General features: G+C 51.2%; 12 protein-coding genes. 1 reads left to right on the forward strand and 11 read right to left on the reverse strand.

Translation table 11 applies throughout. The features are described 5' to 3' along the window. Positions 1 to 146: 146 nt before the first annotated feature. The 9 genes from ACO0LD_RS02805 to alaS form a co-directional block, all read right to left on the reverse strand. Positions 147 to 1,196: an alpha/beta hydrolase family esterase gene (locus ACO0LD_RS02805; protein ID WP_423003491.1), complete on the reverse strand. Its 1,050-nt coding sequence runs from the start codon at positions 1,194 to 1,196 to the stop codon at positions 147 to 149. Between the two features lie 7 nt (positions 1,197 to 1,203). Continuing rightward, positions 1,204 to 2,898: a thiamine pyrophosphate-binding protein gene (locus ACO0LD_RS02810; RefSeq protein WP_423003493.1), complete on the reverse strand. Its 1,695-nt coding sequence runs from the start codon at positions 2,896 to 2,898 to the stop codon at positions 1,204 to 1,206. 244 nt (positions 2,899 to 3,142) lie between these two features. Beyond that, positions 3,143 to 4,933 carry an acyl-CoA dehydrogenase gene (locus ACO0LD_RS02815; RefSeq protein ID WP_423003495.1) on the reverse strand — a complete coding sequence of 597 codons (1,791 nt, stop codon included), beginning with the start codon at positions 4,931 to 4,933 and terminating at the stop codon, positions 3,143 to 3,145. Between the two features lie 255 nt (positions 4,934 to 5,188). Then, positions 5,189 to 6,118 (reverse strand): electron transfer flavoprotein subunit alpha/FixB family protein, encoded by a 930-nt coding sequence (locus tag ACO0LD_RS02820; RefSeq protein ID WP_423003497.1) that lies wholly within the window; start codon positions 6,116 to 6,118, stop codon positions 5,189 to 5,191. Between the two features lie 98 nt (positions 6,119 to 6,216). Continuing rightward, positions 6,217 to 6,969 carry an electron transfer flavoprotein subunit beta/FixA family protein gene (locus tag ACO0LD_RS02825; RefSeq protein ID WP_423003499.1) on the reverse strand — a complete coding sequence of 251 codons (753 nt, stop codon included), beginning with the start codon at positions 6,967 to 6,969 and terminating at the stop codon, positions 6,217 to 6,219. 487 nt (positions 6,970 to 7,456) lie between these two features. Then, positions 7,457 to 7,684 carry a sulfurtransferase TusA family protein gene (locus ACO0LD_RS02830; RefSeq protein WP_162042138.1) on the reverse strand — a complete coding sequence of 76 codons (228 nt, stop codon included), beginning with the start codon at positions 7,682 to 7,684 and terminating at the stop codon, positions 7,457 to 7,459. Between the two features lie 336 nt (positions 7,685 to 8,020). Next, positions 8,021 to 8,539, reverse strand: a complete 519-nt coding sequence (locus ACO0LD_RS02835; RefSeq protein ID WP_423003501.1) for an NUDIX domain-containing protein — start codon at positions 8,537 to 8,539, stop codon at positions 8,021 to 8,023. Positions 8,540 to 8,546: 7 nt separating this feature from the next. Further along, the gene (locus ACO0LD_RS02840) at positions 8,547 to 9,083 is read right to left on the reverse strand and encodes a GNAT family N-acetyltransferase (protein ID WP_423003503.1); all 537 of its coding nucleotides are present in this window, start codon (positions 9,081 to 9,083) and stop codon (positions 8,547 to 8,549) included. Then, positions 9,062 to 11,812, reverse strand: coding sequence for an alanine--tRNA ligase (gene alaS / locus ACO0LD_RS02845; protein ID WP_423003505.1), 2,751 nt, complete (start codon positions 11,810 to 11,812; stop codon positions 9,062 to 9,064). Before alaS ends, ACO0LD_RS02840 begins: the two co-directional genes overlap by 22 nt. A 604-nt stretch (positions 11,813 to 12,416) precedes the next feature. Here alaS and ACO0LD_RS02850 point away from each other — a divergent pair. Beyond that, complete coding sequence (locus ACO0LD_RS02850) at positions 12,417 to 12,785, forward strand: VOC family protein (protein ID WP_423003507.1); 369 nt, start codon at positions 12,417 to 12,419, stop codon at positions 12,783 to 12,785. Positions 12,786 to 12,963: 178 nt separating this feature from the next. Here the strand turns inward: ACO0LD_RS02850 and ACO0LD_RS02855 are convergent, their stop codons facing one another. Next, positions 12,964 to 13,287: a hypothetical protein gene (locus ACO0LD_RS02855; protein ID WP_423003509.1), complete on the reverse strand. Its 324-nt coding sequence runs from the start codon at positions 13,285 to 13,287 to the stop codon at positions 12,964 to 12,966. Positions 13,288 to 13,443: 156 nt separating this feature from the next. Beyond that, positions 13,444 to 14,736 (reverse strand): hypothetical protein, encoded by a 1,293-nt coding sequence (locus tag ACO0LD_RS02860; protein WP_423003511.1) that lies wholly within the window; start codon positions 14,734 to 14,736, stop codon positions 13,444 to 13,446. Between the last annotated feature and the right edge of the window lie 2 nt (positions 14,737 to 14,738).

Below are 14,738 nucleotides of genomic sequence, written 5' to 3' on the forward strand. Positions count from 1 at the left end.
CAAGCTTTTTCATTATCAAAAACCACCTGAGAATGTCATCAGGATAGGTGGCACTTATTTGTATGTCTGTGTGTTATTTAACACTGCCAAATAATTTTTTCTGGAGGAAATAGGAGATGCATTTGCACAACAGCAATCCGGATTGATCAGGATGAATATGCAAACTGCTTGCTGGCAAAAGCCCAGATCATGCTACTTGCGTCAGGGCCTTTAGGATCACTGTAAGCATGGCCTGCAGCGCCGCCACTCCAGGCATGCTCCAGCCCAATCACCTCGCACAAGCTGGCGACAACTCGTCCTTGAGCACGATAGTCGGTAATAGTCGCTGGATAACGTGCGCCGCGTTGTATGGTACGAGGCTTACTCGCTTTCGCGCCCGCCTGGGTCGCCCACTGCTGCGCCACCAGCACACCATTGACAGGGAAGACAACGCGGTCTTTGCTACCCTGTATCACCAGCAAAGCAGGCAGCTTTATCCCGGCTGGTAGTGGTGCTGCATCCAGGCGGCGTCCGCGCATTGCCATGATGGCCGTTGCCGAAGAATGCGCAAGCCCGGTAGCAATGCCCGAATGCATGGCCAGCGCCCGAAACCTTGCCGGGTGACTTACCGCCAGCAGTGCTGCCATGCTGGCACCGGCAGAAAGCCCGGCCACGGCAATGCGTTGCAGGTCTACAGGCTGCAACAGGCACACCTGATCGATCACGGCATCGATGGATTTAGCCTCGCGTTGTGCCCGGCCTGAGCGTGTGTCATACCAGTTCCAGCAAGCCTGGGGATTCGACAGTTTATCCTGTTCAGGATAAAGCACGAGAAAGCGCTTGCGAGCAGCCAACTGATTCATTTTGCTACTGGCCGCCAATGCCGCTGCATCTTGCAGGCACCCATGCAGCATGACCATGAGTGGCAAACGCTCGGTACACCTGACACCGGGTGGCCGGTACAGGTAATAGCGCCGCAAACCAGCCATACCGACCGTCATGCCTGTACTTGAAACTGATTTTGCTGATTTCGCTGGTGTACCCGGTTTGGCCGCCTTAGCCAACCTGGCTGGTTTTCGTTTGCCGGTCTTTGGCACAACTGCTGCCAGTGTTTTTTTGACTGCACTGGCACCAGTCCGAGACGCCACTTTTACCATCTTGTTCAAGGCGCTTTTGAAGGAATTGCTCCATAGCGACGTGCTGATCCGTTTGCTCATGTATGGCTTAGCCGCCACGTATGGACAGCAAGGCTTCTTTCACCCTCGCCAATCCGAAACGCCATATTTGATCCAGATGTATGTGTGGCATGGATGGCAGCTCCGAAGGATCGATAAACACATTCAAGACCGCCGGGCCGCTGGCGGCCAATACCTGGCGCAAACCCTCTTCCAGCTCACTCGATTTCTTCACCGTGAATCCGGATGCGCCACAAGCGACTGCAAAGGCAGCAAAATCCATATTCGGAAATGTACTGCCCTTATCCGCTGGCAAGCCAGCCTCTTCCATTTCAAGATGCACCAGGCCCCATTGCTGATTATTGAACACCACCACTTTCACTGGCAGGCGATGTTCGACACTGGTCATGAACTCACCCAGCAACATGGTAAAGCCACCATCGCCTACCGCCACGATGACTTGCCTGTTACGGTCCAGCGCCTGCACGCCATTTGCCTGGCCCAGACTGGTGCCAACTGCTGCGTTATTGAATGAAGCGAGTATCCTTTGCTGGCCGGATTGTTGCAGCCAGTTGCCGCACCACAGAGTCACTACGCCAGTGTCGATGATGATGGCCGCATCTGCTTTTGCATGTCTGCTGATGCCACGTGCCAGCGCTTGCGGATTGACAGGCTCAGTGCCCTCTTTCAACTCCGCCTTTTTATCCAGCATCTCATCCCATTTTTTGCGGGCTTCGGTCACTGTTTGCAAAAAACCCTGGTCTTCGCGCTGTGGCAATTGTTCAAGAAACTGCGTGATAGTCGGCTTGATGGCACCAACTATACCGAGTTGCACACCGGTACGGCGCCCCAGTACTTCAGCGCGCAAATCGATTTGTATTACCTTGCCGTTCTTGGGTAGGTATTCGGCATAGGGATAATCTGAGCCCAGCATCAATACCATGTCTGCATTTTGCAGGGCATCGACACCAGGTGCGCCACCGATCAAACCAACCCCGCCCATCCACAGCGGGTGGTTGTGCACCACCATGTCCTTGCCACGGAAGGTGTGCATCACAGGTGCCTGCAAGCGCTCTGCCAGTTGCAGCACTTGGGTTATGGCTGAGCGACAACCAGTACCGGCAAAAATCGCGATTTTCTTTGATTGCTTGATCAGGTGCACTGCCACGGCCACGTCTTCAGGATCAGCCGCCATTTCTGGCGAGGCACGCAAGGTGGCCAGGCTGCCCATTTTGGCATCGGTTTTTGCAAAAAATACGTCTGGCGGAATATTCAAATGAGCCACGCCGTGCATGCCATAAGCATGCGCAATCGCCTGGTGGAATATATGCGCCGCCTGCTCGGCATTGGCCAGCGTTTGGGTATACACCGCAACATCGCGGAATAATAAATCAGGTGTATTTTCTTGCAGATAATCATTACCCCGCTGCGCAGCAGGAACGCCGCCAGAGATCGCCAATACCGGCGCATGGTCTTTGTGCGCCTCATACAGACCGGCAATCAGGTGATTGGCACCCGGGCCAGTAGTGCCACAGCAGACAGCAAGTTTGCCAGTCAGCTTGGCCTGGCCTGCTGCCGCGAGGGCCGCGCCTTCTTCATGCCTTACGCCTATCCATTCCATGTCCTTGTGGCGGCGTATGGCATCAGTAAATGGATTGAGCGCATCACCCACCACGCCAAATATCTGACGTACACCAATGTCATATAAAGTGGCGACCAAAAACTCAGCGACTGTTTGTTGCATGGGATACTCCTTATCCGGGGGCACGCGATCTGGGCGGGCCGCATTGAAAGCGGGCAAAACAGATACCCAGCTTTGATGGTAAAGGTGCACGCGATAAGTCTCTATGCGCTAACGCACACAGGATTTGGAGGAGATAAGCTAAGGAAGGATAAACAGGCAGGATGTCGTCATAAAAAAACGGCCCATTCAACATGAATGAGCCATTTTTTATACAAACATATAATTTAACTTACGACAACGATCCTCAGAACTGATCTTCAGACAAAGCCATGACACCAGCGCTGCCATCCACAATCGCTGAACGCAAACCTTGTGCTGCCGACAGGATATGGTCAGCAAAATAGCGGGCAGTTGCGATCTTGGCTTTCAGGAAAGCTGCATCGCCCTCGCCTGCATCCAGTTTTTTCTGGGCGATGATGGCAGCACGTGCCATTTGCCAGCCACCGAAAACGATGCCTGCCAGCTTCAGGTACAGGACGCTGCCAGCAAATACACCCTTGATGTCTTGCTTGAAGTTGGTCACGACATAATCAACCACGTCTTCCAGCGCTGCAGTACCTGCTGCCAGTTGACGCTGTATCGCCAGCGCATCAACAGAACCAATTGCCGTCAATTGTGCTTCTGTGGCGCGCATGTCAGCGATGAATGCTTTGGCAGTGGCACCACCATCGCGTGAAGTCTTGCGGCCTACCAGGTCATTTGCCTGGATGGCTGTAGTACCTTCATAGATGGTCAGAATCTTGGCATCGCGATAGTGTTGTGCCGCACCGGTTTCTTCGATAAAGCCCATGCCACCATGCACCTGCACGCCAGTCGATGTGACATCCAGCGACATTTCTGTCGACCAGCCTTTGACGATAGGCACCAGGTATTCATACTTGGCCTGGTTAGTCTTGCGCACTGCGGCATCGGCATGGTGATGAGCAAAGTCACTGATACCAGCGGCGACGTAGGCCAGCGCACGTGCCCCCTCAGTCTGGGCACGCATGGACATCAGCATGCGGCGTACGTCAGGGTGATTGATGATAGAGACCGGGCCAGCGGAACCAGCCAGGTCACGCGATTGCACGCGGTCTTTGGCGTACTGCACTGCCTTTTGGTAAGCGCGTTCTGCCACGCCTATGCCTTGCAAGCCAACGCCAAAGCGGGCCGCATTCATCATGATGAACATGTATTCGAGGCCGCGGTTTTCTTCGCCTACCAGCGTACCCAAAGCACCGCCGTTGTCGCCGAATTGCAATACCGCAGTCGGGCTGGCCTTGATACCCAGTTTGTGTTCTATCGATACACAGTGCGCATCGTTGCGTGCACCCAGGCTACCGTCGGCATTGACCAAAAATTTAGGCACGATGAACAGCGAAATACCTTTGACGCCTTCTGGCGCATCAGGTGTACGTGCCAGCACCAGGTGGACGATATTTTCTGCCATATCGTGTTCACCATAGGTGATGAAAATCTTGGTACCAAACACTTTATATGTGCCATCGCCTTGAGGTACTGCGCGGCTGCGGACCATCGCCAGGTCAGAACCGGCTTGTGGTTCAGTCAGGTTCATGGTGCCTGTCCATTTACCGGAAATCAGGTTTTCCAGATAGATGGCTTTTTGTTCGTCACTACCTGCGGTCAGCAGGGCTTCAATCGCGCCATCGGTCAGCAAGGGGCACAGGGCAAACGAGATACTTGCTGCATTGAGCATTTCTATGCACGGCGTTGCCACCAGCTTGGGCAAGCCCTGGCCGCCAAATTCTTGTGGATGCTGCACACCCTGCCAGCCTGCCTCACCAAACATCTTGAAGGCTTCTTTAAAGCCCTTGGTGGTAAAGACTTCGCCATCTTTCCAGTAGCTCGGTGCCTGGTCACCAGGGAAGTTCAAAGGGGCGACCACTTCACCGGCAAACTTGGCGTTTTCTTCCAGCACTGCTTCTACGGTTTCTGCCGTTGCATCTTCACAGCCAGGCAAGGCATTTACTTCCGCCAGACCGGCCAGTTCGTTGATGAGGAACAGCATGTCCTTGACAGGGGCAACATAGCTCATTTTTGTATCCCAAAAAAAGAAAAAGGGGCAGGTCAGGAAGATCGCCTGAATGATGCGATAAACCGCTTACCTGCCCCGTCGGGCCGCCACAGCGGCCAAAAAATTAGAACCTGCTCACGATCTTACTGCGCGAGCGTGATCGGGGCTCATGCGCTGCTCAAAATGCTCACGTACTTAAGTACATTCCGCTTTTTGCGCTGCTCTTCAACCCGCTGACGCCCGCTCGCTACAGATCGTGAACAGGTTCTTAGTTTTTTAGCCCAGCTCAGCTACCAACTGTGGAACGATTTCAAACAAATCGCCAACGATGCCATAGTCCGCTACCGAGAAAATCGGTGCTTCTGGATCTTTGTTGATGGCGACGATGGTTTTGGAATCTTTCATACCGGCCAGATGCTGGATCGCGCCAGAGATACCAACGGCGATATACAACTGAGGTGCAACGATCTTGCCGGTCTGGCCAACTTGCCAGTCATTCGGTACAAAGCCAGCATCCACCGCAGCACGGGATGCACCCATGGCTGCGCCCAGCTTGTCAGCCAGCGGTTCCAGAATCTTGAAGTTGTCGCCAGAACCCATGCCACGGCCACCGGAAACGATGACTTTGGCGGCTGTCAGTTCAGGACGGTCAGACTTGGCCACTTCGCGGGAAACAAATGCAGATTTGCCAGAATCAGCAACTGCAGAAATTGTTTCAACAGCAGCAGAACCACCAGTAGCAGCAGCGTCAAAACCTGTAGTACGTACAGTGATGACCTTGATCGCATCTGTCGATTGCACGGTAGCGATGGCATTGCCAGCATAGATAGGACGCTCGAAAGTGTCAGGACTGTCTACTTTGGTGATTTCAGAAATTTGCGATACGTCGAGCTTGGCAGCAACGCGTGGCAAAATGTTTTTGCCGTAGGCAGTTGCCGGTGCCAGGATGTGGCTGTAGCCAGAAGCGATTGCCAATACTTGCTCGGCAATGTTCTCTGCCAAACCATCGGCAAAATGCGCTGCATCTGCATGCAATACTTTGGCAACGCCAGCGATTTGTGCCGCAGCTTGTGCTACTGCACCAGCATTGTGGCCAGCAACCAGTACGTGTACATCTGCGCCGCATTGTGCAGCAGCAGTAACGGTATTCAATGTGCTGCCCTTGAGGCCAGCGTTGTCGTGTTCAGCGATGACGAGTGTAGTCATGATGTCTTCCACTTGATGTGTTGCCAGGATCAATATCCGGGCAACAAAAATTATTCTTAAATTCTGTCTCTAATTCAGCAGTCAGCTTTAGCCAAATATCAGCCAATAACCTTGGCTTCATTACGCAGCTTGGCAACCAGGGTCGCTACGTCAGGCACTTTGATACCGGCGCTGCGTTTTGGTGGCTCTACCACTTTCAGGGTCTTGACGCGGGAAGCAACATCCACACCCAGGTCTGCTGGTTTGACATTGTCCAGTTGTTTTTTCTTGGCCTTCATGATGTTAGGCAAAGTCACATAACGTGGTTCATTCAAACGCAAGTCTGTCGTGATGATGGCTGGCAGTGTCAGGGACAGTGTTTCCAGGCCGCCGTCCACTTCACGGGTGACTGTGGCTTTACCATCAGCAACCGTGACTTTGGAGGCGAAAGTCGCTTGTGGCCAACCCAGCAGAGCTGCCAGCATCTGGCCAGTCTGGTTGCTGTCATCATCAATTGCCTGTTTGCCGAGGATGATCAGTTGTGGTTGTTCTTTGTCAGCCAGTGCCTTGAGCAATTTGGCCACGGCCAGCGGTTGCAGTTCTGCATCGCTTTCGACCAGAATGCCACGGTCAGCACCAATTGCCATTGCTGTCCGCAAGGTTTCCTGGCATTGCGCCACGCCGCAAGAAACAGCGATAACCTCGGTCACCACGCCAGCTTCTTTCAAACGAGTCGCTTCTTCAACAGCGATTTCATCAAATGGGTTCATGGACATTTTAACGTTGGCGATATCAACGCCAGAGCCATCAGATTTGACACGTACTTTGACGTTGTAATCGACGACGCGTTTGACTGGTACCAGGACTTTCATAGTTCTGCCTTTATGAGCTAATGGGGAATACCGAATTTAATACCGATTTATACGAAACTTGCTACGAATGTTAAAGCTTGATACTGAAAATTTGTTGCCTGACGTTCCATCACTTTGCCTGCGAGACTGGGGAAGTGTATAAAACCTCTGCATTAAGTACGGTCTTACAGACCAGGGTACTTAACTTAGCCCCTTATATTACTGCGCTTTCACACCTGCAAATTGACGTATACGTAAATTCTATTGATTATAAAACGAAAACATCAAGATTTTGCACAATTTAGCACGAGCGTTCTTTTTAATCCACTTTAGCACTAGAGCAGAATGTCTAATCCAATAATGAATTACGCACCTGTATGAGACGGATTCATGCTGAATAGAGCAGGAAATAAGTGGTAAATTGATTTACAGAAATGAAAAAACCCGCAACAAGATTGCGGGTTTTTTTGTGCGCTGCTTTGCCGACGGGTGAGCAGGCAGATCAGGCTTATTTGCGTTTGATAAAATACTCAAACTCTTTGCTGCCTTCTTGATGCGACAACAGTTCATTGCCGGTTTGCTTGGAAAAGGCCTTGAAGTCCCTTACCGAACCAGGATCAGTCGCCAGCACATGCAACACTTCACCAGTGAGCATTTCGGCCAGCGCCTTCTTGGTTTTTAAAATTGGAAGAGGACAGTTCAGTCCGCGCGCATCCAGTTCTTTATTGAATTGCATGATTTCCCCAGTAATACAAATTGAGTAAGCTAATTCGCCCGACAATTGATGCACCAATTCTACCGGAATTTTCATTCGTATGGTGCATCGCAGCAGACTAACAACAAAAGACCAAATATTTTAAAAAGTTTCCGCACTGAAATGGTGCAAAACCAAAGAATCTTCGTCTACAGCCTACACTCTCATCTTAGACAGTAAACTTACTCCTGGCTTACTAATTGAGGGTATTTCACCAAAACAATTGTTAAACTGGTTTTTTTATTAGCAATTACACATAAATCCGCATGCACTTGGTCTGATAACCCGCACATTGTTTTGCATTGCAAAAGACCCAAGCTATTTACTTTCCCATTCCCTGTACACAGGTTCCAGACCACGCTTACGCATCCAGTCAGCCATGGCATGACCAGTACCGGCATTCCAGGGCCTGAGTTTTTCGGGTTCTATGAGGCGGTATTCCAGCAATTCTGGCGACAGGCTGACTGTGCCAGATGCCTTGACGTGATAGGCAATGATGAGTTCATTTTTTCTGATGAACTCATAAACGCCAATCAGGGTGATTTCGTCGGCATCGAGATTGGTTTCTTCCTTGAGTTCGCGGGCCACGCCCTGCTCAGGGGTTTCGCCGCGCTCCATGAAGCCGGTGATCAGGGCAAAGGTGTTTTCTGGCCAGGCGGCATTGCGTGCCAGCAGTATCTTGTCTTCAAATTCGACCAGGGCAGCCAATACAGGCAAGGGATTGTCCCAGTGGGTCCAGTGTCCTTCAGGGCAGGCCAGCCTGAGCTTGCCTGCTTCCTGTTCATCGGGACGTTCTATCAGGGATGTTGCACATACAGGGCAAAACTTCATTTCCATGCTGACCTCAGGTTTCCCTCAGCGGTATCATCGCCTGCCTGGGATGCAAACGCGCCATGGCATAGCTGTCGACATATTGTCCATTGCGAAAAGCATAAGCTCGCATGGTGCCTTCAATATCGAAGCCAAATTTTTTATACAAATGAATGGCGGCAGTGTTATCGCAAAACACGGTCAACTCTATGCGCAGCACATTAAGCCAGTTATCCGATAAATTCAGTAACTCGGTCAACAGCGCGGTGCCTATGCCGCGTCCGGAAAAAGAGTCTGCCACACCCATGCCAAGCGAGGCAACGTGACTACGTCTTTGCTTTTTTTCCATATGCAGGCTGGCCATACCCACCACCACACCATCATAGATGGCGACCAGGCGGGTATCATTGGGGTCAGCCTTTTCCAGCCGCTCTTGCCATATCTCTGTTGTGGGATGCGGCAGTTGCAAAGTACCTGCATAGGTGCCGCCACTGGCGAACACCCTTTGCAGTTGGGCCGCATCTGAAACTTCAGCACGGCGTATATGTATCATAGACGTGAAGTTACCCATTCAGTCACACCCTCCAAGGCTTTTGTCAGACCACTGGCATCCGTACCACCCGCTTGCGCCATATCAGGACGGCCACCACCTTTGCCGCCGACTTGCTGCGCTACGAAGTTGACCAGGTCACCCGCTTTGATTCTGGATGTGCTGTCCGCCGTTACACCGGCAATCAAGCTGACTTTGCCGTCATTAACTGCGGCAAGAACGATGGCAGCGGTTTTCAGCTTGTCTTTGAGCTTGTCCATTGTTTCACGCAGGGCTGTTACGTCAGCGCCTTGCAGCGTGGCTGCCAGCACCTTGATGCCTTTGACATCAACGGCCTGGCTCACCAGATCATCGCCCTGGCTGGAAGCCATTTTGGATTTCAGCGTGGCCAGTTCTTTTTCCAGCGCTTTGACATGATCCTGCACTTGCCCGATACGCAGCGTCAGTTCTTCTGGCTGGGTTTTCAGGGCTGCTGCAGCTTCATTGATGCGGCTGTTCAGGTTTTGTACCAGCGCCAGCGCAACTTCACCAGTCACAGCTTCTACACGGCGGATACCAGCAGCAACGCCACCTTCAGCAACGATCTTGAACAAGCCGATATCGCCCGTGCGGGATACGTGCGTACCACCGCACAATTCGCGAGAAGAGCCGATATCAAGTACACGCACTTCATCGCCATATTTTTCGCCGAACAAGGCCATGGCACCGTGCTTGACCGCGTCGTCATAGCCCATGACCTGCGCCTGGGTAGCGGCATTCGCCAGAATTTCACGGTTGACGATGGTTTCTACCTGACGGATTTCATCGGCAGTCATAGGACCATTGTGGCTAAAGTCGAAGCGGGTTTTTTCCACATCAACCAGAGAACCTTTTTGTGAAACATGGCTGCCCAATACTTCACGCAAGGCCTTATGCATCAAATGCGTGGCAGAGTGATTGCGCATGGTTTGTGCGCGGATTTCTGCATTCACTTCAGCTTTGAGGCTTTGTGCCAGGCTGAGACTGCCTGATTTCAAAACACCATGATGGCCGAATACATCGGCTTGTACTTTCAGCGTGTCACTGACTTCAAACACCGTACCATCCGCTGTCACCAGGACACCAGAGTCACCAGCCTGACCGCCGGACTCAGCATAGAAAGGCGTAGTGTCGAGCACAACGATAGCTTGCTGACCAGCCTTGATTTCATTAACGGCACTGCCATCAACATACAGAGCTACAACCCTGGCTTCGTGCTGCAACTGATCGTAGCCGACGAATTTGGTTTTGTCGCCGCTATATTCCATTGCCGCAGTTTGCTTGAATTTACCGCCTTCGCGTGCTTTTTGACGTTGCGCTTCCATTGCAGCGTCAAAGCCTTCCATATCCAATGTCACGTCGCGTTCTCTGCATATATCTGCAGTCAAGTCCACAGGAAAACCATAGGTATCATAAAGTAAGAACGCAGTCTTTCCGTCCAATATCTTTGTTATCTTCTTAATATCTTTAATTTCTTTAATAATTCCTTTGTCGGAATTAAACGTTTTAATGTTTTCAGGGCCACCGACAAGTGCATCTCTTATGACATCCATCCCCTCCTCAAAACGTTCTGGTCTTGGAGATGATGTTTCTTTTGTCAGCGCTGCTTCAAGAATCTTCATGCCGTTTTCCAGCGTTTCGCCGAAACGTTCCTCTTCCTGCTTGATGACTTGCGCAACACGTTCAGCCGCTTCCGCCAGTTCAGGATAAGCAACACCCATTTCCTTGACCAGATCAGGTACCAGCTTATAGAAGAAAGGCTGGCTTTGGCCCAGCTTGTGACCATGACGCAAAGCGCGGCGTGTGATGCGACGCAAGACGTAACCACGGCCTTCATTGCCCGGAATGATGCCGTCAACGATCAAAAAGCCCGCACAGCGGATATGATCAGCAATCACGCGCAGCGAATTGTTTTCCAGGTCCGTACAGCCAGTTTCACGTGCAGCGGCCTTGATCAGGTTTTGGAAAGTATCGATTTCATAGTTGGAATGCACATGCTGCAAGACTGCAGACAGACGCTCCAGGCCCATGCCGGTATCCACGCATGGTTTAGGCAAAGGATTCAGGACACCTGCTTCATCCTTGTTGAACTGCATGAACACGAGGTTCCAGATTTCGATGAAGCGGTCGCCGTCTTCATCTGGCGAGCCTGGAGGGCCGCCCCAGATTTCCGGGCCGTGGTCATAGAAAATCTCGGTACAAGGACCGCAAGGGCCAGTGTCGGCCATTTGCCAGAAATTGTCGGATGCGTAACGTGCGCCCTTGTTGTCGCCGATGCGGATAATGCGTTCTACCGGTACGCCGATTTCGTTTTTCCAGATATCGTAGGCTTCGTCATCTTCCTGGTAAACGGTGACAGTCAGCTTGTCTTTTGGCAAGCCATAGACAGCAGTCAACAATTCCCAGGCGTAGTGAATCGCATCTTTCTTGAAATAATCGCCGAAAGAGAAATTGCCCAGCATTTCAAAGAAAGTGTGGTGACGCGCTGTGTAACCCACATTTTCCAGATCATTATGCTTGCCACCGGCACGTACGCTGCGTTGCGCTGTCGTGGCACGGGTGTAGGCACGTTTGTCCTGGCCGAGGAACACATCCTTGAACTGCACCATACCGGAGTTGGTGAACAGCAAAGTAGGATCATTGCCGGGTATCAAACTGGAAGAGCGCACACGGGTATGGCCCTTGGATTCAAAAAAGCTGAGGAATTTATCGCGGATTTCTGACGAGTTCATAAATGATGGTTCTAAGCTGAAAAATGGGTGTAATTTCTGATTATACGGTATAAATTCAGCTCGATATCTATGGCGGCAGATGGCAGACGGACAAGTTTATTAAAAAACCTGCTTAAAAAACTAAAGACCTCTCAACACAGAGACACGGAGACACAGAGAAAAGAAGGAGGAAACCACAAAGTATTTTTGAGAGACTGGCGTTGTTTTATCGTCATCAGCATGGATGGTGCGTACAGGAATAGACAAAAATATGATTATCTTTTTGCAAAAAAAAACCCCCTAAAGCCACCAGCATTGACTGGCGGCTTTTCTCCTGATTACTTGAGTATCAGCCATCTACACTGGCATTATGCTTTTTATTACGAATTTTCTTGCTGGCACGGTCCTCTTCGTGCTCCAGCTTGGCGCGGTCAATGCGCCGGTCCCTATAATACATTTTCAATCTGGCCGGCGATTACGCGATTGCTAATTGCCCCTACGCGCTGAATACCCCTGAAAAAAATAGCTTTCCTTGATACAGTTGCGATCCAGCACTGATCAAATGGCTGTAACCAGTCCAGGCGATAGAGCTTCGACATTTCAACCAAATTTTGCAGAGAGCGCCATGCCAGCAGTTTTAAACACTATTCTGATTTATGCGAAAAGCCCGTCGGCTACGGCTGAGTTTTATCGCAAGTTCTTTGACTTTGAAACCACCGGGGACATAGTTGAAGGTTTGATCGAGCTTAACTCTCCCGCCTCTGGTGCCAGTATCCTGATTCATCAAGCTGCCAGGACCATTAAGCTTGGTCAGGTTGGGGTAAAGCTGATGTTTAGCGTCAAGGATGTTGATGGTTTTAAAGAGCAATGTGCACAACGTGGCCTGGTCTTTGGCAGCACGCATCAGGCCAACGGGTATTCTTTTGCGAATGTCAAAGACCCCGATGGTAATTCGGTTGCGATATCAAGTCGTGCCTATCGTGCTGCTGCTTGAGCTATCAGGGGCACGGTTTGGGTGAGGGTAAAGAGAATATCTTGTACGCTCATTGTGTAATGCAACTGGGACAGTTTTGTGTAAGTCTTAATTAAATTTCCTGCAAACAAAAACCGCCAGCATAAGCTGGCGGTTGTGCTTTTGGCTGTGCATTTACAGCGATACATACCGAAAAACCTTAATTTGTTGTCGCGCTTGCATTGTGCTTTTTATTACGAATCTTCTTACTTGCACGATTTTCTTCATGTTCAAGTTTAGCGCGCTCTGCTCCGGTGACAACGCCGTCCGCTTTGGCTGCTTGCTTGTCGGCCTCGATTTTGGCTTCGCGTTTTTCCAGGTTGGCGGATTCTTTCGCGGTCAATGCGCCACTTTCCATGCCTTTGGCAACGCGCTTTTGTTGCACTTCCTGGCGTTTATCAATATTCGGGGTATTGGTTTGTGCGAAAACCGAACCGGCGATGAGGGTAGCGACAAGTGCTGCAGCAAATTTGATGGATTTCATGGTTTTTCCTGTTAAGAATGATCTGAGCTAAATTATTTTGTGCTATGAGCATGCTGCCCATGTGCCAATAACGAGAGCACCACGTTTTCCGATTACAGCAGAAATGTAATCGATGTAAGAACTCGTAACCGCCTGCCTCCAGTCTTGCCTGCCTATCTAAAAGTAATAGCGCGCCAGTAATTGCCAGCTTTGCATTTGTGGCGCTGCGCCGTAATTGCTCAGGGCTGTGCCGCTGTTGCGCTGCCATTGCAGGGCGAACTCTGAGTGTTTCACGTGGTAACGGGCCTCCAGCCATGACATGCGGCTGGAATCAGCCAGGTCATGGCGACTCATCGCCGCCAGGTCCAGATGGTTGATCAGCGCATCCTGCCAGCTTGCATAGACAAAAACACTGCGCTTGGCCGGTGCCTCTTGTACACCTTGCAGAAAGCGGCGATAGATCACATAGCTTTGCAGGGAAGTCTGTCCCAGATTGTTCCATTTTTCCTGATCCATGCCACCGCCGTTGTATTGCAGTTCGGCTGTCAGCGATATCTTGTTGCCGGTGGTATAGGTCAAGCCAGTCGCGCTGTGATTGCGGAACGCGCTGTCGTCAGGATAAGTTATTCCGATTTGCCGCATGGCTTGGCTCAGGTTGGACTGGCTGCGCCCGCCCGACCACTCGGCAAACATCACCGTAGAATCATTGAGCAGAGCGGTCAGGTTCAAGCCAAATTGCACAGGCTGTTTTTCTGCCTTGTACAACAAGACCTGTGGTGTGATGCCATCAATCACTTGCTGGCTCAAGGCCAGCAGCCAGCGGTTCTGATCATTGGTTGCCGCAACATCAGGATTAAAGCTGGAGGCATTGCGTACATCAGCCAGTTTGGGCGAATACAAGGCCGTCAAAGAGCCGCCACTCCACAGTTTTTGCCCACGCAACATGATACTGCCCTGGCGGTTTTCTTTCAGACTGGCAGGGTCGACCGACACCACGGAACGCAAGGCAGAAGTGCGGAAATAATCAGTAGGGTTGTAACCCAGTGCCACGCCATTACGTGCATTGATACGTCCCAGGTCCAGTATCTGATCAGTCTGCACCTGCCAACTGAGGTAAGCTTCTTTCAGGGTATTGATGCCATGTTGCTGCCCTGCTAGCTGTGGCGGCCAGTTGACATCAAGCCGGTCAGACAAGACTGCGCGCCAGCCTGGCGCGAAAGAATTGTCATACTGCAGGTCCAGCGAAAGCCGTTGAAAATGCTGGCTGGCGCCACCAAGACGTGCACGGTTTACCCCGGTCCCGGCTTCAACAAATAGACGCCAGTTACTGGGCTGCTCAACTGTAGCAGGCATCTGGTCCGCGACTTTCAACGCATCAAGATCGGGGTCTTGCTGAGCATAAGCGTTCAGCGCCAGCAAAGCCATGAAAGCGAAAACACCAGATTTGAATGGAAATGGTTTGCAGCGCATTG

The organism is Undibacterium sp. Ji83W, from assembly GCF_049340385.1.
Classification (GTDB): Bacteria; Pseudomonadota; Gammaproteobacteria; order Burkholderiales; family Burkholderiaceae_D; genus Undibacterium.